This is a genomic window from Ornithobacterium rhinotracheale DSM 15997 (genome assembly GCF_000265465.1).
GTDB classification, from domain to species: domain Bacteria; phylum Bacteroidota; class Bacteroidia; order Flavobacteriales; family Weeksellaceae; genus Ornithobacterium; species Ornithobacterium rhinotracheale.
On sequence record NC_018016.1, the window covers coordinates 1048202 to 1072337 of the forward strand.

General features: G+C 37.3%; 17 protein-coding genes. 11 read left to right on the forward strand and 6 right to left on the reverse strand.

Translation table 11 applies throughout. The annotated features are described in order from the left end of the window. Window positions 1–295 precede the first annotated feature (295 nt). From ORNRH_RS04835 to ORNRH_RS04865, 7 genes are all read left to right on the forward strand, one after another. Window positions 296–1438 (forward strand): reverse transcriptase domain-containing protein, encoded by a 1143-nt coding sequence (locus tag ORNRH_RS04835; protein WP_014790787.1) that lies wholly within the window; start codon window positions 296–298, stop codon window positions 1436–1438. Between the two features lie 151 nt (window positions 1439–1589). Continuing rightward, on the forward strand, window positions 1590–1958 hold the full coding sequence (locus tag ORNRH_RS04840; protein WP_014790788.1) for an HU family DNA-binding protein: 369 nt from the start codon (window positions 1590–1592) through the stop codon (window positions 1956–1958). A gap of 418 nt (window positions 1959–2376) precedes the next feature. Beyond that, window positions 2377–2838, forward strand: coding sequence for a ribosome assembly cofactor RimP (gene rimP, locus ORNRH_RS04845; protein ID WP_014790789.1), 462 nt, complete (start codon window positions 2377–2379; stop codon window positions 2836–2838). 18 nt (window positions 2839–2856) lie between these two features. Further along, the gene (nusA, locus tag ORNRH_RS04850) at window positions 2857–4092 is read left to right on the forward strand and encodes a transcription termination factor NusA (RefSeq protein ID WP_014790790.1); all 1236 of its coding nucleotides are present in this window, start codon (window positions 2857–2859) and stop codon (window positions 4090–4092) included. Window positions 4093–4176: 84 nt separating this feature from the next. Further along, a complete protein-coding gene (gene infB / locus ORNRH_RS04855; RefSeq protein WP_014790791.1) occupies window positions 4177–7020 on the forward strand; it encodes a translation initiation factor IF-2 in 2844 nt (947 codons plus the stop codon). Window positions 7021–7472: 452 nt separating this feature from the next. Next, complete coding sequence (locus tag ORNRH_RS04860; protein WP_014790792.1) at window positions 7473–10598, forward strand: SusC/RagA family TonB-linked outer membrane protein; 3126 nt, start codon at window positions 7473–7475, stop codon at window positions 10596–10598. A 13-nt stretch (window positions 10599–10611) separates the two neighbouring features. Beyond that, window positions 10612–12063 carry a SusD/RagB family nutrient-binding outer membrane lipoprotein gene (locus tag ORNRH_RS04865; protein WP_014790793.1) on the forward strand — a complete coding sequence of 484 codons (1452 nt, stop codon included), beginning with the start codon at window positions 10612–10614 and terminating at the stop codon, window positions 12061–12063. Window positions 12064–12119: 56 nt separating this feature from the next. Here ORNRH_RS04865 and ORNRH_RS04870 read toward each other — a convergent pair whose 3' ends face one another. From ORNRH_RS04870 to ORNRH_RS04880, 3 genes are all read right to left on the reverse strand, one after another. Next, window positions 12120–12662 (reverse strand): choice-of-anchor J domain-containing protein, encoded by a 543-nt coding sequence (locus ORNRH_RS04870; RefSeq protein WP_042275216.1) that lies wholly within the window; start codon window positions 12660–12662, stop codon window positions 12120–12122. Window positions 12663–12756: 94 nt separating this feature from the next. Then, complete coding sequence (locus tag ORNRH_RS04875; protein WP_014790795.1) at window positions 12757–14709, reverse strand: DUF5689 domain-containing protein; 1953 nt, start codon at window positions 14707–14709, stop codon at window positions 12757–12759. A 34-nt stretch (window positions 14710–14743) separates the two neighbouring features. Then, a complete protein-coding gene (locus ORNRH_RS04880) occupies window positions 14744–17527 on the reverse strand; it encodes a carboxypeptidase regulatory-like domain-containing protein (protein WP_014790796.1) in 2784 nt (927 codons plus the stop codon). 54 nt (window positions 17528–17581) lie between these two features. Here ORNRH_RS04880 and ORNRH_RS04885 point away from each other — a divergent pair, with 54 nt between their 5' ends. Next, window positions 17582–18805: an endonuclease/exonuclease/phosphatase family protein gene (locus ORNRH_RS04885; protein WP_014790797.1), complete on the forward strand. Its 1224-nt coding sequence runs from the start codon at window positions 17582–17584 to the stop codon at window positions 18803–18805. Here the strand turns inward: ORNRH_RS04885 and ORNRH_RS04890 are convergent. Continuing rightward, a complete protein-coding gene (locus tag ORNRH_RS04890; RefSeq protein WP_036601356.1) occupies window positions 18797–19549 on the reverse strand; it encodes an alpha/beta fold hydrolase in 753 nt (250 codons plus the stop codon). The two genes, ORNRH_RS04885 and ORNRH_RS04890, sit on opposite strands and share 9 nt — an antisense overlap. Window positions 19550–19698: 149 nt before the next feature. Continuing rightward, entirely contained in the window at window positions 19699–20712 is a 1014-nt protein-coding gene (gene mutY, locus ORNRH_RS04895; protein ID WP_014790799.1) for an A/G-specific adenine glycosylase, read from the reverse strand. 94 nt (window positions 20713–20806) lie between these two features. Between mutY and ORNRH_RS04900 the strand changes: the two genes are divergently transcribed. The 3 genes from ORNRH_RS04900 (at window position 20807) to ORNRH_RS04910 (ending at window position 23602) form a co-directional block, all read left to right on the forward strand. After that, window positions 20807–21289, forward strand: a complete 483-nt coding sequence (locus ORNRH_RS04900) for a hypothetical protein (protein WP_014790800.1) — start codon at window positions 20807–20809, stop codon at window positions 21287–21289. A 169-nt stretch (window positions 21290–21458) separates the two neighbouring features. Then, window positions 21459–21752 carry an HU family DNA-binding protein gene (locus tag ORNRH_RS04905; RefSeq protein ID WP_014790801.1) on the forward strand — a complete coding sequence of 98 codons (294 nt, stop codon included), beginning with the start codon at window positions 21459–21461 and terminating at the stop codon, window positions 21750–21752. A 287-nt stretch (window positions 21753–22039) separates the two neighbouring features. After that, entirely contained in the window at window positions 22040–23602 is a 1563-nt protein-coding gene (locus tag ORNRH_RS04910; protein ID WP_014790803.1) for an Rne/Rng family ribonuclease, read from the forward strand. Window positions 23603–23659: 57 nt separating this feature from the next. On the opposite strand, the gene ORNRH_RS04915 is transcribed toward ORNRH_RS04910, so the two are convergent. Beyond that, the gene (locus ORNRH_RS04915; protein ID WP_014790804.1) at window positions 23660–24013 is read right to left on the reverse strand and encodes a hypothetical protein; all 354 of its coding nucleotides are present in this window, start codon (window positions 24011–24013) and stop codon (window positions 23660–23662) included. Window positions 24014–24136: the final 123 nt, after the last annotated feature.

Consider the following 24136-nt stretch of genomic DNA (forward strand, 5'->3'; position numbering starts at 1 on the left):
CTAACCCGTAGTGCATTATAAAAAAGGTTGCTCATGTGACGGAAGAATAGTGAATTTTACTGGTTTTCAATTAAATAAAATTACAAGCCGCCTAGGGACAAGTTGCAATTTTATTTTTATCTAAAATTGAAAGGCGCGTTTGCAGCGAAGAAAACGAAAATTTTTCCTTTCTTTGGGAATATTGGCGAAAATGATCTTCCTGATTATCATTCAATATCACAATAAATTAATCTCATTTGGATAATGCACTACGGGTTAACTAATATTTTAAAAATAGTAAAAAAACTAAGACATTATGCCTAAAATCTTCCGCAAACCCGCTCCCTATATGGTGTTGCCCCACGGAGATCCTATAAAAGAGGGCGGAGGGGTACTTCGCCAATATTTTGCAAAACTCATGGCAAAAAGGCTTCCTACAGTGTGCTATCAAGGCTTTAAGCATGGGGATATTCCGCATTATATACAGCAACATAAGAAACAATACCCTTATTTCTTAAAAGTAGATATTGCAAAGTTTTATCCTTCGCTATCCCATCACCATCTTATGGTGGAAGCTCAACTAGCTTATAAAAATCTGATAGGATTAAGTTATGTTCCTAAGAATTTTAAAACGGCAGTTTTACCTTTGTTACATCATTTTTTTCAGACTTTGCCCACAGAGGCTTATGGGCTTCCACTGAATAGTGGAATGGCAAAAGCACTGGCTCCACTCATTTATGTGAATTACTTATTGCCACTTAAGAAGCAATCTCAGTGTAAGTTTATAGCCTATGCAGATGATTTGGTGTTTTTATGTATGAGTAGGGAGAAGTGTGAGGAAATTTACAACTCTTTCATTAATTATTTATACCATATGGAATTGCGTATTAATGTAGAAAAAGTACAGCAAGGCAGATTTTCAAAAGACACCTTAGATTTCTGTGGCTATCGCTTTTCGGGCGGTTATGTGTCTATTTCCCCATGGAAGATAGAAGATTTTAAAAATAAGATAAAAGAACAGAGTCAGAAGTTTTTAAGGACGAAGAAAAAATGGGAAGAACGCTCGTTTATAAAAAGTCTAAATGCAAAAGTGAATGGGTTTGGACACTATTATAAATATGCCAATGTACATAGTTTATTTGAGCGATTAGATGCCTTTATTCGGCAGAATATTCGTAAAACCTACAAAAGTTTAGGATTGGCAATGCCTACCCTATCAACAATGCGAAAGTTAGGCTTAAGAAGTTTAGTAGACATTTTTAGAGGAGAGAAACAAGGCTTAATAAGCAAGCCAAAGTACCAAGACTATAAAGAAACACAACGACATACAAGTAAACAGAGTATGAGTTTGCTTGTTACTTATATAGAAAAACTGATACACCAACAAAGTGAAATAATCGCTCAGCTAAAAAGTGTGAATAAACAACAGCAAGAGATGATAAACTTACTGAGTATATAAGTTCACTGCTCAAAGACGCACGCACAAACGAAGTGGCGATGTGTTGTCACCTTGAACATGTTTAGCTCCGCTGAATCTTTGATTTCAGGGTCTCACGCAGAGAGCCTTAAGTAATATAAACAAACAATTATAAATAGAAAAAACAAAAAAAATGAAATACAAATTAGTACAAAAAGCCAATCCGCAAGATAAGAGCAAAAAATGGTATGCCAATGCGGTAAATGCCGGCACCGTTAGCCAGCGTGCGGTAGCAAAAAACATTGCCGAAAAATCCTCGCTCACAGTAGGAGATATTGCCAATGTAATCGAAAACTTATTAGAAGAAATGCCCAAAGAGCTCATCGAGGGCAAGAGTGTAAAGTTAGGCGATTTTGGTACTTTTCGCCTTTCGCTAAGCAGTGAGGGCGTAGGCAATGAGAAAGACTTTAATGCCACTAAAATCAAAGGTGCTAAAGTCATCTTTACCCCAGGGGTAGCGCTTAAAAAGGCGTTGAGCGACATTAAATATGAGCGAGAATAAGCCGAAGTTTATTCATTATTTCATCTCCAAAACAGAGGCACTAAAAGCCTCTGTTTTTTTATGTTTTTAGCCTAAAAAAAGCGCTGTTGTAATCCGCTGATAATAAGCGCCCTGCAAGGGCATAAATTTCCGTGCGCATCCAGCAAAATTTCTGTGCGCATCGCGATAGATTTCTGTGCGCATGGAAACTCAGCGCGATGCGTATTTGTGTGTCAAGTTCAGTGGGGGCTTTTTGCTAGTAACCTTTGTGTCTCTTGGGGTATAAATGCTTTAGAGCTAGCTTTTTGTTCGTAGCTTGGAGGAATAAAAATTAAACATAATTTGCTGAAAATAAAAACATTTTGTACCTTTGCCCTGTTTTTAGGGAAGAAAATACCGAAGAGCATCTATTACAGAGGCTCTTTTTTTGTACTAAATTATGAAAGAAAAAGTAGAAAAATTACTCACCGAAGCCATTGCAGAAAATCCAGCTTTGTTTTTAGTAGACTGGAGCATAGACGCCCAAAACCAAATTCAAGTGTTGGTAGATGGTGATGAGGGATTACCCATGGAAGAGGTGGTGCGCATAAGCCGCCATATAGAGCATAATTTGGATCGCGAGGCAGAAGATTTTGCGCTTATGGTGTCGTCGCCAGGGGTGGACTATCCTTTGCAGAGCGAAAGACAATTCAAGAAAAATATAGGTAGATTACTCAAAGTGAAAACCGAAAGCCAAGGCGAAATCAAAGCACGCCTTGAAGAGGTGAACGAAGAGGGAATCACACTGACTTGGAAACAGCGCGAAAAGAAACCCGTGGGAAAAGGCAAGCACACGGTGGAAAAAGTAGAGAAAATCCCGTTTGGGGACATTAAAAAAGCAGTCGTACAAATAGAAATTTAAAAAAATAAAGATAAAAACATGGACAATCAGGCATTTATAGAATCAGTTGCTGAGTTCAGAGAAATAAAAAACATAAACAAAGCTACGCTTATGGCAATCTTAGAAGATTCCTTAAGACTAGTATTGAGAAGAAAATACGGCACCGACGAGAATTTTGATATCATAGTAAACCCCGATAAAGGAGATTTGCAAATCTTCCATAATCGTGTAGTGGTAGAAGATGATGAGCTAGAAGATGAGGGCGCAGAAATATCTTTGACAGAGGCTAGAAAAATAGAGCCAGACTATGAGGTGGGTGAAGATGTATCCGAAGAAATATTTATCAAAGACCTAGGTCGCCGTGCAATTTTGACATTGAGTCAGCACCTGAAAAGCAAAATCGTGGAGCATGACAATGCCAATATCTACGAGAAATTTAAAGAACTAGAAGGCGAAATCGTAAACGGAGAAGTGCACCACATCCGCAAATCGCATGTAATCATAGTAGACGATGAGCAAAACGAAATGGTGCTGCCTAAAGAGCAACAAATCCCTTCAGACTTCTTTAAAAAAGGAGAAAACATAAGAGGAGTGGTGCATGAAGTAGTGCTAAGAGGGAATAAGCCACAAGTCATTATTTCTAGAACCTCGCCTGTGTTCATGGAACGCCTTTTTGAACAAGAAATTCCAGAAGTGTTTGATGGGCTCATCACCATCAAGCGCGTAGCAAGAATCCCCGGCGAAAAAGCAAAAGTAGCCGTAGAATCTTACGACGATAGAATCGATCCAGTGGGAGCTTGTGTGGGAATGAGAGGCTCTAGAATCCATGCCATCGTTCGCGAACTTAGAAACGAAAACATAGATGTAGTGAACTACACAACCAATTTAGAACTATTTGTACAAAGAACCTTGGCGCCAGCTCACATCAACCGAGTGGAGGTGAATCAAGATAAAAATCAAGTATCTGTATATGTAGATACCGAGGAAGTGTCAAAAGCCATTGGAGCCAAAGGAAGCAATGTGCGACTAGCCTCTAAACTAGTAGGCATGGAAATCGATGTCTATCGAGATGTTCCGCAAGACGAAGATGTGGAGCTTTCAGAATTTAACGACGAAATAGAACAATACATCATAGACGAGTTTAAGAAAATAGGACTAGACACGGCTAAAAGCGTACTAGAGCAAGATGTAAAAGACCTCGTAGAACGAGTGGACTTAGAAGAGGAAACTATTTTACATGTGATAGAAGTGCTTAGAGAAGAGTTTAAGGACTAAGTCATAATTAAAATAATAAAAAGTAAACATTAAGTGCAAACAAATTATTAAATTTGCACACGAATAAGAAATTAAAGTGCATATATGCCCAAATCTTACAGACTAAATAAAGTTATTAAAGAATTAAATATTACTGTTAAAATCGCGGTAGACTTCCTTGCGAGCAAGGGAATCGAAATCGTGAGCAACCCTAATACCAAGGTGGAACAGGATATTTATGATGTTTTAGTAAAACAATTCCAAGCAGATCGCAAGCTCAAAGAAGCATCTGAGGAAGTAGACATTAACAAGCTAAAACGCCAAGAACAAAAAGAAAGAGAGCAACAACGCCTAGAAGAAGAGAAGAAAAAAGAAGCTCAGAGAAAGAAAGAGGCAGAGAAACTCGAAAAAGAAAAGAAAGAGGCGGAGAGAAAAGCACGCGAGGAAGCTGAAAAGCAAGCGCGCATCAAGGCGCAACAAGAAGAGGAACAAAAAGCCTTGGAAGAAGCCAAGAAACGCGAAGAAGAAGCTGCAAAAAAAGAAGATACAGAAGATAAAACTCTTTTTGGAAGAAAGAAACTTTCTGGTATCAAGACTTTGGGTAAAATAGACCTCTCTCCAAAAACAGAGAAATCTAAAAAAGCAGAAAAATCAAAGCCTAAAGCAAAAGAAGGGGCTAAACCTGAAACGCCAAAAGCGCAACAGCCAAAAGCAGAGCCTGCCAAAGAGGAGAAACAACCTCAGCCAGAAGCATCTGCAACACCTGCACAAGAAGAGGCAAAAGCAGAGCCTCAAGTAATAGAAACTAAGTATAAAAAATTAGAAGGAATCACCAAGGTAGGGAAAATAGATCTTTCTGTTTTTGAAGATAAAAAGAAAAAGGAGAAGAAAGACGACGGCGATAAAGGAGCTAAGCGCAAACGAAAAAGAATTCGTAAAAACGCAAAACCAGAAACCGCTACAGCAGGAGGAAACAACAACAAAGGAGGTGGAAACCGCAGAGGTAAGAAACCAGCTAAAAAAGATGTTTCTGAACTGACTGAAGAAGAAGTACAAAAGCAAATCAAAGAAACCCTTGAAAAACTTACCAACAAGGGGAATAAGAAAACCAATAAAGGAGCTAAACACCGCAGAGAGAAAAGAAAATTCCGTAGAGAGCAAGAGGAACAAGAACTACAACAGCAGGCAGAAGACAAAGTGCTTAATGTTACAGAGTTCGTTTCTGTAAACGAAATCGCCTCTCTTATGGATGTCTCTGTAATGGATATCATCTCAGCATGTATGTCGCTAGGAGTTATGGTAACGATGAACCAGCGTCTAGATGCCAACACGATAGAACTAGTAGCAGACGAATTTGGTTTTGATGTAAACTTTACTGATGCCGAGATAGAAGAGGCTATCGTAGACATAGAAGAAGACAACGAAGAAGATTTACAAGCGCGTGCACCAATCGTAACAGTAATGGGACACGTGGATCATGGTAAAACTTCGTTGCTAGACTACATTCGTGAAGAGAATGTAATCGCGGGAGAGTCGGGAGGAATCACTCAGCACATCGGGGCTTATGCAGTGCAACTTGAAAATGGTAAAAAAATCACATTTTTGGATACCCCAGGTCACGAGGCGTTTACCGCGATGCGTGCCCGTGGCGCTCAAATCACCGATATTGCGATTATCGTAATTGCGGCAGATGATCAAATCATGCCACAGACAGAGGAAGCCATTAGCCACGCACAAGCAGCGGGAGTGCCTATGATTTTTGCGATCAACAAAATTGATAAGCCAACGGCTAATCCAGATAAAGTAAAAGAACAATTAGCCAATATGAATTTATTGGTAGAAGATTGGGGAGGGCAAATTCAATCACAAGACATTTCAGCAAAAACAGGACAAAATGTAGAAGAATTACTTGAAAAAGTACTTCTAGAAGCCGAAATGCTCGAATTGAAAGCTAATCCAGACCGTGAAGCAAGTGGAACCGTAGTAGAAGCTGCCTTGGATAAAGGTAGAGGATATGTATCTACCATTGTAGTACAAAACGGTACTTTGCGCGTAGGAGATTATGTACTAGCAGGTAGCAACCACGGAAAAGTAAGAGCAATGCTCAACGAGCGTGGAACTAATGTAAAAGAGGCTGGTCCATCAACACCAGTTACCATTTTAGGATTGGACGGAGCACCTACTGCGGGAGATAAATTCCGTGTGTTTGAGGACGAAAGAGAAGCTAAACAATTAGCAAGCAAGCGTGAGCAATTGCAGCGTGAGCAAACCATCAGAACTCAAAAACACATTACCCTTGATGAGATTGGACGAAGAATCGCATTGGGAGACTTCCAAGAGCTTAACATCGTATTGAAAGGAGATGTGGATGGATCTGTAGAAGCACTAACCGATTCATTGCAAAAACTTTCTACCGAGGAAATTCATGTAAACATCTTGCACAAAGGTGTGGGGCAAATTACGGAATCAGATGTATTGTTGGCATCAGCATCAGATGCGGTAATCATTGGATTTAATGTGAGACCAAACGCCTCAGCAAGAAATATTGCAGAGAAAGAAGAGGTAGAAATCAGAACTTATTCAATCATCTATGATGCCATCAACGAAGTGAAAGAAGCTATGGAAGGTATGCTTTCTCCAGAGTTGAAAGAAGAAGTCATAGGCAATGTAGAAATTCGCCAAACATTCAAAATCTCTAAAGTGGGAACCATTGCAGGATGTATGGTATTGGATGGTAAAATCACGAGAAACTCTAGCGTGCGAATCATTCGCGACGGAGTTGTGGTACACACTGGAGAGCTTGCCAGCTTAAAACGCTATAAAGATGATGTGAAAGAAGTAACCAAAGGTTACGAATGTGGATTGAACATTAAGAACTACAATGATATTCACGAAGGAGATATCATCGAAGTTTATGTAATAAACGAGGTTAAAAAGAAATTGAAGTAATCAAAAACTTTTTCATAATTAACTTTGCGAAAGCCCTGTCTATTGACAGGGCTTTTTTTATTTAGAAAAAAGATATAATAAATAATTAAAGTCTAAAATTGCTCAGTAAGTGTAAAATATACGCGTTTCAAAATGTGATATTTCTACACTTAGCCATAATAAATGAGTGAAAATTGAAAATATGATCGAATTGTTTTAAAAAATCATTTTTTAAAGGCTTGTTTTTGTTAAAAACATAATATAGAACAATTCTAAATAGGCTCGTATTTTATAGATGCTTTAATATTTTAACAATATTATTTGGAATAAAAGAATAAAAAACCTGATAAATGTCAATTTTTAAAAATATTAAAATGATGCAAAAGCTTCAAAAGGTTGCGATTGAAAACTAAATGTGTAAAATAGGATTTAAAATAGCTATTTTAGCAACCATTATAAAAACCAATTAACATATGAGGAGAAATTTAACAAGATTATTCGCCATTGGTGCTTTCTGCTTGTCATTCTATGCGTATGGTCAGCAAAAACCAATTACAGGTAGAGTGTTAGACTCAAATGGTTTCCCAATACAAGATGCATATGTCTATGTAGAAGGGAGCGATAAGGGAGTTTATACCGATGAGAATGGAAACTATACCATTGAGGCAAAAGATGGAGATGTTTTAGGAGTCGAATTTATAGGGTTTGATACGAAGAATATTAAAGTAGGAGATGGGGCAAGTTATGATGTGAAGTTATATGAAGGAAAAGGAACTATCGGATTAAAAGAATTAGTGGCTACAGCTTTAGGAATTGAACGAGAGGAAAAAGCATTAGGTTATGCTGTGTCTAGTTTAAAATCTGAAGACTTAAATGTTGCAAAGGATGCTAATTTAATTAATAACCTTGCAGGTAAGGCCTCTGGAGTTAATGTTTACCAACAGTCTGGAACAGTAGGCGGTTCTTCTAAAATTATTTTACGAGGAGCAACTTCTATCAGTGGAGATAACCAGCCTTTGATAGTGGTAGATGGAATGCCCACAAACAATTCTTATGTTGATAATGGAATCGCGGGAGCTGTGGACTATGGAAACCCTGTAGGTGATATTAATCCTAATGATATCAAAGAGATGAGTATCCTTAAGGGGGCAGCTGCTACTGCACTTTATGGCTCTAGAGCAAAAAATGGAGCAATCATCATTACTACAAAAGCAGGAGAAAAAGGAAAAGTTTCAATAGTTTATGATGCCACTATGCGTGTAGATGCTGTAGCTAAACTACCAAATTATCAAAACGTCTATGCTCAAGGAACCTTAGGCAAATACGATGTTGAGAAGTTTAATGGCTGGGGACCTGAGATTTCAAAAGTTTCAGGAGAGAAATTTAAAAATTTCTTGGGACAAGATGTAACACTTCAAGCTTATCCAGATAATGTTAGAAATTTCTTCAATAAAGGGATTACTAGAATTAATTCAATTAGTATGAGTGGGGGAAATATAGATGGGGATTTTCGACTAGCTTATGCTAATACATATGTAACGGGAATTATGCCTTATAGTAAATATAAAAATGACAATGTTTCCTTTAATGTAAGAAGAAAACTTTCTGATAATCTTAAAATATCAGCAAGCGGAACTTATAGTCGATCTGTTAGAGATGGATTATCAGCTCAAGGATCAAATGATCCAAACATTTTGATTGATGGAATTTTGGGAATGCCTAGAACGGCAAACCCTAATTTGCTAAGGGAATATACCTACCACAATGGAGACATTACAAAGCAGTATTTCTGGGATGGAAAAAAAGTGAATAACCCGTATTTCATTTTAGATAATAACAAGATTTCTAGCGATGTAGAGAGATTTTTTGGAAACGCTAGCATAGATTTCAAGTTTAATAGTTGGCTGTCTATGCAAAACAGAACAGGTATAGATTTCTCTACAGATTCGCGTAGAACTATTTATGCAAAAGGTACTGCAGGAGAGTTAACAGGGAAGTTTATTGATGGTCTTCATAGATTCAGAGTTTTAAATAATGACTTTATTATTAGTGCAAACAAAGAGGTATCTCCAAAGTTGAAATTAAGTGCAAATTTAGGGCATAATATCTATCAGAAAGAGTATTTTGAAAATACCAATACAGCTCAAAATTTGATAGAAGCAGGATTGTTCAACTATGCAAATGCTTTGAGTAATAACCCTACCAACTATCAGAGTTTAAAAAGAACGATAGGAGTTTATGGAGAATTTGTAGCTTCTTATGACGAGACTTTATTTTTAACTTTAACGGGAAGAAACGACTGGACAAGTACACTGCCTAAGGAAAATAATAGTTATTTCTATCCATCGGTAAGTTTAAGTTACTTATTCTCTGAAAATTTAAAAAGTCAGAAATGGTTAAACTACGGGAAAGTTCGTTTAAACTGGGCAAATGTGGGTAGTGATGAGGCTCCGTATCAATTAGATTTCTTATACACCAATCTATCCAGCTGGTTTAGTCAATACGGTGCTGGAGGAACTTATCCATTTGACGGGAAAAGAGCAACTGCTATTCCTAGAGTTCTTCCAAATAGAAATTTAAAGCCTCAAAATCAAATCAGCTACGAGGCTGGATTGGAGATGAAGATGTTTAAAAACAGAGTTAATTTGGACGCATCTTTCTATTACATTGATACAAAGGATCAAATCGTTTCGATAGATGTGCCATTATCTACAGGATATTTTGCTAAGAAGATAAATGCAGGGCTAGTTAGGAATGTTGGTGTGGAAGTAGATTTAGGTTTAATTCCAATTAGAACAGAAGATTTCCAGTGGAATATGAATTTTACTTTTGCTAAAAACAAATCAACCGTACAGGAGCTTACTCCAGATTTAGAATCTTATGTTTTAACATCAGGATGGACTGGCCTGCAAATCCAAGCATTGAAAGGAGAAAGTTTCAGTATCGTGGGTACAGGCTATCGCAGATCTCCAGATGGGCAATTAATTATTAATGAAAAAACAGGATTAGTAGAAACAAAATCAGACCAAAATCTAGGAACTATAGATCCAGATTTTAGATTAGGATTTGTAAATAATTTCAGATACAAAAACTTTACTTTAAATGCTGTTTTAGATTGGAGACAAGGAGGGAAAATGTATTCTGGTACAGTTGCCTCACTTAGATCCGCAGGATTAGTAGAAGAAACGCTAGCACACAGAGGGGAGAAGTTTGTAATGAAAGGAGTTAATGAAATCAAAGACGCAAATGGAAAAGTAACCTACAAGGAGAATACTACTCCTGTAAAAGATATGGAAACCTACTGGGGACATATGTCTGCCACTAAATTGACAGAATCTAATGTTTACGATGCAACTTATTTAAAACTAAGATCCGTGTCTTTAAGCTATCGCCTACCTTCAAAACTATTAAATTCTAATGTAATAAAAGGACTTACAGTAGGAATAGAAGGAAGAAATCTATGGAATATCATAGACAATGTGCCTCATGTAGATCCAGAGCTAAACTTCTTTGGACCATCTGCTACTGGAGGAGGGGTAGAGTTTAATAGCGTGCCTTTAACAAGATCTATCGGAATGAATCTAAAAGTTAATTTTTAAAAACAATTAAAAAATGAAAAATATATTTAAAACATCGATAATCATTGGGTTTGCCTCTATTCTTTTTACTGGATGTGAAAAAGATTGGCTAGATGTGAATAAAAATCCAAATAAAACAGATAAGACATCTCCAGGAAGTCTATTTTTAGGCGCGAGTGTTGATTGGAGTGCAAACAGAATGGGCGGGGACGGCTATATCCCAATAGGTTTTATGAATCAAACAATTTCTACAGGAGGAAATGATGGATGGGGATATGTAGATGTATACGATATCAGTCCTTACTCCTTAGGAAATACATGGAAAGTGTTCTATGCCACAGCTGGAGCCAATTTTAAAGAAGCAATAAAAGTAGCTCATAAAAATAATAAACCAAACGAAGAGGCTCAGGCAAAAATAGCTTTTGCAGGATTGATGTACGATTGTACAACTATTTTTGGAGATGTGCCTTATAAAGAGGCATGGATTGAGGAAATCAATTATCCTAAATTCGATTCGCAGAAAGATATTTTAGATGATTTATTAAGACTTTTAAAAGAAGCTACAACCCAGATAGATAAAGGAGATGGGAATAAAATAGATCAGCACGACCTATATTACAAAGGAGATTTAGATAAATGGACTGCATTAGCAAATAGCTTGAGGCTGAAAATAGCGATGTTAATGGTTGACAAAGATCCAAGCAAACAGCAAGTAATTGCTGAAGTTCTTAAAACACCGCTAGTTGTAGAGTCAAGTCAAGATTTCAAATTGCCATTTTTTGATGTGCCAGGAAACAAAAATCCATTTTATAGAATTGTAGAAAAATATATGAATGGTATAAACTCAGAATTTTATGCACCAGAATCCGTCCTTAGCTTAATGAAACCTCTTAACGATCCAAGAATTCCATATTATTATGAAAAAGGGACTAAGGCGACTGAGTACTTTGGAGTAAATGTAGATGCTGAGAAAGCAAGCAAAGAGAAGTATGCTATGATCAATATGAAAAATATAGGAAGAGCTAATACGGCTGATGTTATATTGTCCTCTTCTGAAATAAATCTTCTAATTGCAGAAGCATATGCAAGAGGATTAGGCGTTGGAAAAGACTTGGAAAAAGCCCAACAGTTTTTTAATAAAGGAATAAAGCAGTCTTTGCAAGAAGCCAATGTACCTTCTTCAGAACAAGATAAGTTTTTGGACACAGAATCACTTAATTTGAAAAAAGCAACCGATGTGCTTGATGTAATACATACTCAACAATATATAAATTTTGCTAGCCGCCCATTAGATGCATGGACTCAAATGCGAAGAAGTGGACCGAAAGGAAAAGAAATTCCTAAGCTCACGACACCTATATTAAGTCCTTTTCCTAAAGGTGAGATTGCACGCCGTTGGCAGTATTCTCCAGACGAGCTTACAGCAAATAAATTTGCCCCTAGAATTGTACCTCAGATGTGGGAACCTATGTGGTTTGATGAATAATGTTTGTAAAAAGTAATGTAATAAACACCCGCTTCTTTGGAAGCGGGTGTTTTCATTTATTCAGTACACCATACATCCACCTCGCTTAGCTGAATCGTGGAGCTTATATCACCTTTACTATTATACCTGAAATTGATTTTATAATCCTTATTCAGTTCGGGCAATTCTATCCACGGAGTTTGTTTAAAATCATTGTTGTAACGCCCCTCGTTGTCCACCAAGGGTGCATAAAATTTGGAATCAATGGATTTTACTAAATGATTGTTCTTATCTACAATAAAAACTTCTAGCGGATTACCATTGCTATAAGCATTGGCTAATGAAAACATCAGTTTGCAGCCTTTTTCTTCTGCACTTATGATGGGCGTGTATAGATTGGTTTTGAGTTTTGCTGTAGGTTTCCCTTTGCCCGAAAAAGCTGACATGTTCATGTAGTGAAAATCTTTATAATTCTTGTATTTCCATTTTCGGTATTTGTGGTTGGAGTCCACTTGCCAAGTTTCGGGTAGCCCACCAGAAAAATCCTCTTGAATCACAATTTTTTGAGCATACAAGCCCATCGTTCCCGCAATCATTAAAAGGGAAAAAAACTTTTTCATATTCATACCAATTAGGTTAAGATTTTACAATGTAAAAAAATCCGTGAGAAGAGCAAACTTCCCACGGATTTTAACTAAAAGTAAAGTTATTTAATTAGTTTATAAATTCAAATTCTTTGACTCCCTTTAATCCTGGATTTTTGAAGTAGGCCTCAAGAGAACCATGTAGTTTAATTTCTTTTTTGTAATTCTCAGGCTTTGTTTTTAAGCTTAAAGCATCTCTTTCTTTTTTGGTTGGTAATTGAACTATTAAACATTTTTCAATATTGGTTTCATCTGCAGATGCTGCTATTAAAATATTTGTTTCACTACCCCAAGTTTTCATGTTGAATTCGGCATCTTTAGTGCTATTTCCTTTAATGTCTCCTACGATAAAACCTTTAATCCATGCTTTAGTTTTGTCTTGTTTCGCTATTGCTTCAGCTACAGAGTAAGGGTTTGTTTTTGAGCCTTTCTCTGTATTTCCACCGGTGCTAGGTGGATTAGGAGTTGGATTAGGAGTTGGATTCGGATTTGGCGCAGGTGCAGGTGTTGATGTTGCAGATGTGTCAAATGTAATATCATTTTGGCTTACTACTTTGATTTGTTTTTTGCCGTTAAACTCTGTAAATGTGCCAGAAACTGTTACTATTTGTCCATCTGTATCTAATTTTTTACGATACTCTGGGTTTGTAATTGTGGCAGTAAACTGAGGAATGTAAATCTGCAATTCTGTATTATCGCTTAAAATAAAGTGAGCTTTTTTATTAATTATTTTAATAGCTCCTTTCATTCTGACAGGTTGGTCTAATTTAAAGACAGATGAAGTTACCTCGCTTGCATTTAATACTTCTCCTGTTGTGGGAGTTGTTGGCGCAGGATTTGTCGGTGCTGAAGGCGCGGTAGCGTCACCAAATTCTACATCGCTCTCTGCCTCATAAAAGATTGCTTTAACTACTTTTTTGTCTTTTAGAGTATAATTAGAGAAAGTTCCAGTGATAGTAACTTCTTGCCCTTCTTTATTTATTTTATCTTGGAAAGCTTTAGGCAAAGTGTTCCATAATCCTTTTTTAGCTTGAATTTGAATCACGGTGCCGTCTCCAAAATCAATGCTAGAGAATTTTCCATTAATGAGCTTGATAAAGCCATGTAATTTCACTTTTTCATTTAATTTGAAATCGCTTTCATTTGCATTAGCTGCCTCAAGAGTTTTAATGTCTTGAGTTTGTGTTGGAGCAGTAAAATTAGGATCATCTTTAATGTTGATGTCGCTTAAATTATTAATAAATGCTTGGTAAGAATCATTGTATTTGCTCAAAATTAGCGTAATACTTCCTTTTCCTCTTGGGACAATGTTGTCTGCCCATTTTACAAAAGATGAGTTTCTTAAATCTAAAGTATTTCCATTTTCGTCTTTAATAGAAAGATTGCTAGCTTTTTCGCCTTTTGGTACAAAGGTTTGTTGCCCATTAGCCGCAGGGAAATAAACATTTTCCAAACGGATAAGTGTGCTCACATTTCCATCTTGAAGAGCCTTGCTGATGTCTGTGTACACTTTAGCTGCAGGGGTTTCTAGTTCTTTGTTGCAATAGAATTTTAAGTGATTAAAGACTTCTTTTTCTGGAATCCTTCCAACAGGGAATTTAGAGTCTTTTACTCCTAATTTTATTACTCCACGGTCTTTAGCAATAATTAAACCTTTAGCAAAGACTTTTACACGAGCACCAATTGGAAAATAGTCGCTATAACCTTTTATCGCGGCAGAAACCTCAATGCCATTGAATTCAGGAGATTTATTGTCTTGAATGATTATTTGTTGGTAGAAATTTCCTCCCTCGTCGCTTGATACTACATAGCCAGATAATATCACATTTTCAGTAATTTCATGATTGCCAGAGAAATCTTTGACTAAAGATTGAATCGGGCTAATCGTTTCATTGGCATCATCGGATACGCAATTTAGATCTAAATTGGGCAAACCATGGTCTTCATTGTCTACACAACTCCATAAGCCAAAGCTGATAAAGAAAAGTAGAGAGAATAATTTTAAAGTTGTTTTATTTTTCATGATGAATTATTTTTTAATGATAAAGTTTTTTTGATTAAAATCTCACGAAGATGTTTAAGAAATAGCTAGTACCTTGGTCATACCAATACTTGTTGCCAAAAGTTCTTCTCTTTCTTTGGTCTGTCAAAGATTGGTAATTCGCAAGTCTTAGTTGTTCAAATCCGCTAGTGATGTAGTTTTTGTTATTTAAAACATTGTTTACAGAAAGGCTTAAGCCCACATAGTAATTTCCAATTCTGAAGGTTTTTCCAGCGTTGGCATTAAGCATAAATGCATTGTCTAATTTTTCTTGTTGAACAAATGTTTTTACAATTTCTGGACTTCTCGAGTAGTCATACACAACTTCTTGATAAGGCATACCAGTTGTTTTGTCCATAAAGAAGTTTTTGGTGCGGCGAGTTTTAGCCAGAGATACATAATTGTCTCCAAGATAATTGGCAGTAGCTCCCACCCACCAGTATTTAGGGCTTCTGTATTGGAATCCTACAGAAAATGCTTTTTGAGGAGATGCCGCTACATGATAATCTTTTATATAAGTTTTTCCTTCGTATTGGTAGCCTCCTTGGTTAGAATACTCGTCTGAAAAATAGTATAAATCTGGATTATTTTTATACAGATATTCTCCAATTGCCGCTGCAGCATTTACAGTGAAAGTGGTAGAAAGTTGAGCCTCAACCGCTAACTCTGCACCGAAGTGTTGTTTTGCAACACCAGAAGTAACTTCGGCAGTGAATAAGTTTGCATTCGAGTTTTGATTATCTCTTTCAAGGTAACCAAAGGCAGTTTCTACCTCATTTTTAATATCGGTGAAATATCCTGTTGCTCGAGCCTTAACGCGAGAACCTCTCAATAAATAGCTTAAATCCCCTGAAAAGATTTGAGCACTCTTTAAATCTGGGATACTCAAATTATTTGTTCTTTGTTGAGGGAACACATCATTGGCAGTAGGAGCATTGGTGAAATACGCGGCATTCATCACCACATAATTTCTACCATTTATTTTGTAAGTCACATTTAATTTAGTTCCAAAATCTAGGAAATTATGTTTTTCGCTTTTTCCTTTAGAATTTTTGTATCTATAGTAATCAAAAAGTCCGTTTCTTTGGATTGAAGTATTGGCTAATTTTAATCCTAAAGTAAAATCGAAATTATCTACTTTATAGTTTCCTGCAAGGTAAGCATCAATTTTATCTACATCAAGCTCGTAGTTGTACTGAACGCGATTGTTTTTATAAGCCTTACGATTAGGATTACTTTCGTCGCTGTTTCCAGATTGTTCCGCATCGGCAAAATCATCTACATCAAGCACATATTTAGCCCCGAGTAAATCGTCTAATTGGCGATAAAGCGCAGAATTTGTTTTTTGATAGCTTAAATTGGCATGTACCCCAAAGGCATTAGAGATTTGATTTCTATAATTTGAGTTAAAGGTAAAAGTCTTGTCTCTATTTACATCGCTTAATAAGAAATATTTAGCCTCACCATAGAAAGTTTGGTTCAGTTGGTATAATCGTTTCCAATTAATTTGGCTAAAGTTTTCATCTGTTTTCCAAAGATTTGTAAGCTCTTCAGCCTTTTTAATATTGGACTGAGAATACATTTCAGGTATTGTATAATAGGTATAGAAACTAGGTAAATTTCTGTAATAAGTAGGAGAAGGATTTTCAGCCTTGTTCCAATCTAAACGAGAACTAGAATTTTCCCCAAATTGGTAACCTAAAGTAGTAGTTAAGCGAGAAGTTTCGGTAATATTCCAATAATGAGTTAGGGAAACGAGAGGCTCATGTGTTTTTTTGATTCTTTCGCTACGCTTTTCTCCATCTTGGTATCCCCAGTAGGCATTATAGTCGGTGCCCATTAAATCATAAAGCTCTTGAGTATTTGGGCTACTTGAGCTTCTGCGGTTTGGTGCTCCAAAGCCACTTAATAATAATGAATGTTTATTATTGAATCTTTTTTCGATACCTAAATAGTATGCCCACGCATCATAGAATGTGCCTGGGATTCTACCCTCGTTTGCCCAGCGGCGAGCTCCAGAAACAGTAAAGCCCCAACCTTTAGCATTGATTCCCGAGTTGTGAGTAAACATCAAACGCTGGCGGTAAGAGCGATTAGTCAAAGAATAAGATAAGCTATTTCCAGTTCTTAAGTTTGAAGGGCGAGTGTCCATGTAAGTAACTCCGCCTAGATCTCCAAAAGTATAATCAGATGGAGCAATACCATAAGTCACCTCGGCAGGGTAGCGAGTAACATCGTTGAGCCCTCCCCAGTTTCCGAAATCCACACGGTCGTTATCAATTTTGTTCATACGCACACCGTTGAAGAATACATCGCTGTATTTGTTGTCGTATCCGCGTGGTCTAAACCAGAAAGAGCCTAATTCGTACGCAGCTACTTTTGCAAACACATCTTTAGACGATTGTAGCAAGCCCACAGAAGATTGCGTGCTAGACTCGTCGGAAGATAATTCATCTGCAGAAAGTGTAATCACTCCCACATTTACCGATTGTGGATCATAAGAAAGGAATAAATCCCCGAGATCTATCACTTTTTCTCCATTCACTACAATATTTTGTGAATAAGAGTCGTAGCCTACTTTGTTTACTTCCACGGTGTAGGAGCCATTAGGAACATCTATGAATTGGAAATACCCAATTCTGTCAGACTGAACGCTTTGCCCTAAACCTTTTAAGGTAACTTGTGCATCGTACAAGGCCTTTTCATCGGAAGAGGATTTCACCGTTCCTGTAATTTTTGTTTGGCAATAAAGATTAAAAGAAATCATAATTACCAAAAAACTTAACCATAATCTAATCATGCTTTTGAATTTTTGTTTTATTTTAGCAATATCAATAAACACAAATATACAATTATGTATCTATTTAAGGCAAATAAACGATTTAAGAAAACATTAAATCTGTTACTTTTAACACTTGTTGTGCTTCCTATTTATGCGCAACAGAAGCAATTTCAAGCGGCGGGTATAGGCTTCTATAATGTGGAGAACCTATTTGACACCATTCGTTCGGCAGGATTTGTAGATGGAAATAAGGATTATCAAGATCAGTTCTATCACATTTCAATCAGTCAAGAAGATATCCCGATTTATGCCAAAGACACCGTGAATTGCAAATGCGAACTGAATGAGAATAATCTCAAGGGCAAAAAAATCATCAGAAGCTTAATTCTACAAAACGAATTTTCACCACAAGGTCCCAAAGCGTGGAATACTGAAAAATATAATCAAAAGCTTAAAAACTTGAGCAAAGTAATTTCCGAGCTTGGATCTTCGATCACCAAAACAGCACCCGTAGCCGTAGGATTTGCCGAGGTAGAAAACCGCGGTGTGCTAGAAGATTTAATCAATCAGCCAGCCCTTAAGCCATACGATTACGGCATTGTGCATTATAATTCTTGGGACAAGCGAGGCATAGATGTAGGCTTTATTTATCAAAAATCAAGATTTAAAGTTACGGAAACCAAAAAATATGAATTAGAGGCATTTAACGACAATGGTAGCCGAGACTATACACGCGACATTGTGCGCATCACAGGATTGCTCGATGGCGAAGAAATCAGCTTTATCATCAATCACTGGCCATCTTGTCGCGGAGGGGAGGCAGCAAGCTACCCACGCCGTAAAGCTGCGGGCGAATTGCTAAAATCTATTTTTGATGAAATGGTAGCTAGAAATCCCAAAGCCAAAGTTATCGCGATGGGAGATATGAACGACGACCCTACCGATCGAAGTGTGGTAGAGGCTCTTGGAGCCAAAGGCGATATTAAAAAAGTGAAGACAGGAGATATCTATAATGCTATGTATCCTTTATACAAAAAAGGACAAGGTACATTGGCATATCGCGACAGCTGGAACCTTTTCGACCAAATGTTTTTCTCAAAAGGTTTGCTGGGCAAAGATTTCAAAACCTACGAAATGTATAAAACAGAAATATACGCCCCAAGCTACTTAATCAGCCAAGAGGGCGCATATAAAGGTTTTCCGCATCGTATGTTTGCAGGCGATACCTACCGCTACAATGGTTATTCAGACCACTTCCCAGTATTTACCGTACTGCTCAGAGAAGTATCAAAGTGATAGAAAATCTTGAATGATTTTCGTAGACCCTTCGGGTAGCTCAAGCATACCCATATGACCACAAGGGAGAATATACACATGTATATTCTCTCTTTTTGGTATTAAATCCTTAAACTCTTTCTCGGTAGAAGGGTCTTTTTCGCCCAAAACGATTAAAATCGGATAATTCAATTTTTCCAGAAGATAAGTTGTGTCTTCGCGCTCGCGCATGCCACGCAAAGCCGAAACCAGCCCATCAATCGGAGTTTCCATGCCCCAGCTTTGTGCCTCGGCAATTTGTGGACGCAAGTTGTCGAGATTATCTTGCGCAAAAAGTCCTTTTACGCCCAATTCCACAAAACGCTCTTTGTTCTCCTCTGCCACGCGCACCGCTTGCAGGCGTTGAGCCTTTTTCTCCTCGCTGTCTGGCGTAGTTTTAGAGAAAAACAGTCCTAATTTTTCTACATAAGAAGAATAGTCCCTTGCAATCACCATTGCAATGTAGCCCCCCATGGAGTGCCCAATGAAAGTCGCCGAACTCACTTCCAAATCTTTGAGCAAATTCACTAAATTTCTCGCTTGGTCTTCCATGGTGTTCACCTCGTCTTCCGAGCGAGTTTTGCCATGTCCCAGCAAATCTGGAATAATGAATTTGTAGCCTGGAATCGCTTCTGCAATCGGAATCCACATTTTGTGATTTTCTAGAAAGCCGTGGAGCAACACAACAGGCTTTCCTTCCCCGATGATTTTATAGTTCATTTCCATATGTCAATTTTTAAATGTTTTTTTTCTAAACTTAAAAAATGTATCAAAATCGCATTTTTGTTATGGCTAAAGGTCTTTAGTTATGACTAAAATATAGCTAAAATGCATTTTTTTTAAGACTTAATGCCTTAGCCCAAAAGGCTAAAAAATTACGAATTTGCATGGTTTTTCAAGAAATCAGTAATTGGCTTTGGCGTGGGCAAATCCTTGGTTTGGTCTTTCGGGACTAAAGATAGCGAAAATTCTTCACTTAAATTTTTTAATTCAGTATCATTTAATTTTAATTTAAAAAAATCAATGTTTAATCTCTTGTGCGTTAAAATATGCAAGACACTTTCTTGGGGAGCTAAATTTTTAAGATTAATCGCCGTTTCCATGAGCTCTTTAGTCGGAAAATCATACATATTTTTCCAAATACCTTGCTTGTTGCGGTGGTGCATAAGCACAAAATCATCGGAGAAAATATATAGATATTCAATTTTTTCTTCTTTTATTTTCACCTTTTTAGTCTTTACGGGCAATTCGCCTATTTTTCCATGATTAAAGGCGTAGCACGCATCTTGCACGGGGCAGAACATGCAAGTCGGGTTTTGCGGAAAACACATCGTGGCACCGAGCTCCATCACCGCTTGGTTGAAGTCGCCTGGGCGTTTGTGGCAGATGAGGTTTTGCCCCGCTTCGAAAAACTTGGCAAAACTTTTTCCCTCGGCAATATCATCATACATTCCGAGGAATCGGCTGTAGACTCTAAATGCATTGCCGTCTATCGCAGCCACGGGCTCTCCAAACGCAATCGAGGCAATGGCAGCGGCAGTGTATTTCCCAATGCCAGGGAGTTTTTGCAAAGTCTGGGAATCGCTTGGCAATTCGCCCCCAAACTCAGACACAATCATTTTTGCCGCCTTGTGAATGTTGCGAGCTCGAGAGTAGTAGCCTAGCCCTTTCCAGAGATTGAGCACCTCTTGCTCATCGGCACGGGCAAGTGCAGTGGGCGTAGGAAACCGCTCTACAAAACGCAGATAATAATCCATGCCTTGGTTCACGCGGGTTTGTTGCAAAATGATCTCAGAAATCCAAATGTGGTAGGGGCTCGGCGCATCTCGCCACGGGAGCTCGCGCTTGTTTTGGTCATACCACAAAAGCAGTGCTTGTGCAAAATTCATAAACGCAAAAGTACAGGATTTTTTTTGGAAGCCATGTTTTGTGAAATTTTTAGAAAAAATTTGTACTTTGCACTTTCATTAAACATTAGTTTTTATGATTTATCAAGAGAAAATAAAAGGATTTAAGTGGTTTGCGTTGGTTTTATTGGCACCGTTGATTCTCATTTATCAAACAACAAAGCCAGATTTTAAGCATTTAAATTCAGATTTCTATCAATTTATAGGCTTTTCGTTGTTTCTGGTATTTCTAATGCTGATAGTTCTTTTTCAATACTTAAAAATTACATTTAATCCCGATTTTTTGCAAGTGAGCTATGTGCCATACACGCTTTTGGGCGCAAGCAAAAAAATCAAATATTCAGACATTAAGCATTGGGAAATATTGAATATAGACCCCATTTACTCGTTTGGGGGCGTGGGTGGCGTGCGCAAATCCAAGATTTATGGCGAGGGCTATGTGATTAGCACTGATGAATTTTTGTTTTTGGAACTTAAGTCGGGAGAGAAAATAAGTTTTAATATAAAAAATCCGAGCAAAGTAGCAGAAATCATGCGCCAGAAAGCGACTTTGAGCTGAATGATATAAGTCATTATTTTATTAAAAAAAAATGCCAAAAATGCCCTTTTCTTTTTTAAAAAGATGAAATATAAAGAATTACACACAAAATTTTGATTTGGATTTGAAAAATAAATTGTACATTTGCAATCCGTTTCGAATTAAATTAATTTATAAAATATAATAAAGAATGACTAAGGCAGAAATCGTAACTAACATTTCAAACAAATTGGGCTTAGAAAAGCTTGATACTCAAAATGTTGTGGAAGCGTTTATGGAGGAGGTGAAGTCAGCTATGACTGGCGGAGAAAATGTATATCTTCGCGGTTTTGGCTCTTTTATCATTAAAAAGAGAGCGCAAAAAACCGGACGAAATATCTCTAAAAACAAATCGATCATAATTCCGGCTCATAATATTCCGGCTTTTAAACCTTCTAAAACTTTTGTTGAAGAAGTAAAAGATCAAGTAAAAGTACAAGACTAAAAAATAACGAGAAATTCACTGAATTATTAATTTTAAAAAATTTTTGATATGCCAAGCGGTAAAAAAAGAAAAAGACATAAGGTATCGACTCACAAGAGAAAGAAAAGAAGAAGATTAAACAGACACAAAAAGAAAAAATAATCTTTTTTTGACCTTTGTTTAAAAAATAAATGCACCACCTTACAAAGGCTCGGTGCATTTTGAATTTTTAAAAATTTGTACACATTGTTTAATGTACCTTTTCTGGTCGTGTGTACAGTGATGAAACACCTTATTTGTGAACCCGAATGAATAAAGAACTGATTATAAGTTCATCTGGTGAAATGGTAAAAATAGCCATGCTCGAGGAGGGCAGGCTTATGGAATTTCACCAAGAGCAAGTGAACCAGCGATACAATGTGGGCGATATTTATTTAGCCAAAATCAAAAAACTGGCGCCCGGCATGAATGCGGCATTTGTATCTGTAGGCTCGGAAAAAGATGCTTTTCTGCATTACCACGATTTGGGTGCAGAGGTGCTCTCGATGCTCTCTTACATAAAAGCGGTGCGTTCTAGCAAATACAAATCACATTTATTAAAAGATTTTCCGGTAGAAAAAGAAATAGATAAAAACGGAAAGATAGAAGATGTCATTCAGCCAGGGCAAAACATCTTGGTGCAAATTGCCAAAGAGCCCATCTCTACCAAAGGTCCGCGTGTAACTTCTGAAATTTCAATCGCAGGACGCTATTTAGTATTGGTGCCATTTTCCGACAGAGTATCTGTTTCTCAAAAAATTAAAGAAAAAACCGAGCGAGATCGCCTCACAATGCTTGTAGAAAGCATTAAACCAGAAGGCTTTGGCGTAATCATTCGCACGGTAGCCGAGTACAAAAAAGTAGCAGAATTACACCAAGATTTAGAAGATTTGGTGCAAAAATGGAAAGGTATTTACAATAATCTGCGTGCCAAAAAACTCCCTAAACGCGTGCACAGCGAGCTTAGCCGTGCATCTGGAATTTTGAGAGATAAATTTTCTGAAGATTTTGTCAAAATCCATTGCGACGACGAGGAGTTGCTAGAGGAGATCAAAGATTTCTTAAGCGTAATTGCACCAGGCAAAGAAGACATTCTGGAACTCTACCAAAAACAAACGCCTATTTTGGAATTTTATAATGTAGAAAAACAAATCAAAACTTCGTTTGGAACACATGTAAACATTCCTAAATCCAAAGGTGCGTATCTTGTGATTGAACACACCGAGGCGTTGCATGTGATTGATGTAAACTCAGGAAACATAAAAGCCGTAAAAGAGACGCAAGAGCAAAACGCCCTAAATGTGAATATGCAGGCTGCCACGGAAATTGCCCGCCAATTGCGATTGCGAGACATGGGCGGTATCATCGTGGTGGATTTCATAGACATGCGAGAAGCCAAAAATCGTAGAAAATTCTATGACTTCTTCAAAGAAGAAATGAAGAAAGACGGTGCTAAACACAAAGTGCTACCGCCGAGTAAATTTGGATTGGTGCAAATCACGCGTCAGCGCGTGCGCCCCGAGGTAAACATCAAAACCTACGAGGAAAATCCAAATAAAAACGGAGAAGAGGTAGAAGCACCCATCGCGATTATAGAGCGTATAGAGGCAAGAATCAAAGCGATTGCCGAGGCAGGCAAAGCCAAGAAAATCACGATACACATGCACCCATTTGTGGCTGCGTATCTGAAACAAGGAATCCCGTCCATTAGGAAAAAATGGGCTTGGAAATACCGATTGCCGATTAAAATCATGCCACGCGATTCGTTTAGATATTTGGAGCTCCACATTACCGACGAGAACCAAAACGAGATTTACCAAGAAAGTAATTAATAAAGAAAACCCCTTCAAAATTCATATTTTGAAGGGGTTTTTAGATATGTAATTTTCTCATTTTTCTATTTTTTTAATTGATATAGCATGTGCATCTTTATATTTAATTAGAAAGAAATCTGTGCAAGATCTGACTTTACCGTCTAGTAATTTAAATTTAACTAAATAAGTGTCTTTAAAATTGATTTCCGTTCCTTTTATATTTTTTAAATAAACGCCAGATAGTCTTTCATTATCTATTATTGTGTCTTTTCTTAACATAAGAATAGGAGTCGAACAAAAGGGGCTGTCCAAAAAATGCCCCCTGACATATAATACGCCATTTTCATCATCATCGTTTTTGCAACTTGTATTTGCTACGCTTAGCAGGGCTATCGCCATGCTATAAGCTAAAAGTTTTTTGATTTTCATTACTTAATTTTTATTTGGGTTAAATTGATTCGGAAAAAAGAGTGATTTGCAGTGGACATGATGCCTTTGCACTTTTAGCGAACATTTCGTGATATTCATAATCATCGATTAAATTATGAGGAG

Excerpts from the sequence above, each read along its gene's own strand:
- ORNRH_RS04880 (WP_014790796.1), bottom strand. The coding sequence starts at position 17,527 with ATGATTAGATTATGGTTAAGTTTTTTGGTAATTATGATTTCTTTTAAT.
- mutY (WP_014790799.1), bottom strand. The coding sequence starts at position 20,712 with ATGAATTTTGCACAAGCACTGCTTTTGTGGTATGACCAAAACAAGCGC.
- rimP (WP_014790789.1), top strand. The coding sequence starts at position 2,377 with ATGAAAGAAAAAGTAGAAAAATTACTCACCGAAGCCATTGCAGAAAAT.
- ORNRH_RS04860 (WP_014790792.1), top strand. The coding sequence starts at position 7,473 with ATGAGGAGAAATTTAACAAGATTATTCGCCATTGGTGCTTTCTGCTTG.
- ORNRH_RS04840 (WP_014790788.1), top strand. The coding sequence starts at position 1,590 with ATGAAATACAAATTAGTACAAAAAGCCAATCCGCAAGATAAGAGCAAA.
- nusA (WP_014790790.1), top strand. The coding sequence starts at position 2,857 with ATGGACAATCAGGCATTTATAGAATCAGTTGCTGAGTTCAGAGAAATA.
- ORNRH_RS04865 (WP_014790793.1), top strand. The coding sequence starts at position 10,612 with ATGAAAAATATATTTAAAACATCGATAATCATTGGGTTTGCCTCTATT.
- ORNRH_RS04905 (WP_014790801.1), top strand. The coding sequence starts at position 21,459 with ATGACTAAGGCAGAAATCGTAACTAACATTTCAAACAAATTGGGCTTA.
- ORNRH_RS04910 (WP_014790803.1), top strand. The coding sequence starts at position 22,040 with ATGAATAAAGAACTGATTATAAGTTCATCTGGTGAAATGGTAAAAATA.
- ORNRH_RS04875 (WP_014790795.1), bottom strand. The coding sequence starts at position 14,709 with ATGAAAAATAAAACAACTTTAAAATTATTCTCTCTACTTTTCTTTATC.
- ORNRH_RS04900 (WP_014790800.1), top strand. The coding sequence starts at position 20,807 with ATGATTTATCAAGAGAAAATAAAAGGATTTAAGTGGTTTGCGTTGGTT.
- infB (WP_014790791.1), top strand. The coding sequence starts at position 4,177 with ATGCCCAAATCTTACAGACTAAATAAAGTTATTAAAGAATTAAATATT.
- ORNRH_RS04915 (WP_014790804.1), bottom strand. The coding sequence starts at position 24,013 with ATGAAAATCAAAAAACTTTTAGCTTATAGCATGGCGATAGCCCTGCTA.
- ORNRH_RS04885 (WP_014790797.1), top strand. The coding sequence starts at position 17,582 with ATGTATCTATTTAAGGCAAATAAACGATTTAAGAAAACATTAAATCTG.
- ORNRH_RS04835 (WP_014790787.1), top strand. The coding sequence starts at position 296 with ATGCCTAAAATCTTCCGCAAACCCGCTCCCTATATGGTGTTGCCCCAC.
- ORNRH_RS04870 (WP_042275216.1), bottom strand. The coding sequence starts at position 12,662 with ATGAAAAAGTTTTTTTCCCTTTTAATGATTGCGGGAACGATGGGCTTG.
- ORNRH_RS04890 (WP_036601356.1), bottom strand. The coding sequence starts at position 19,549 with ATGGAAATGAACTATAAAATCATCGGGGAAGGAAAGCCTGTTGTGTTG.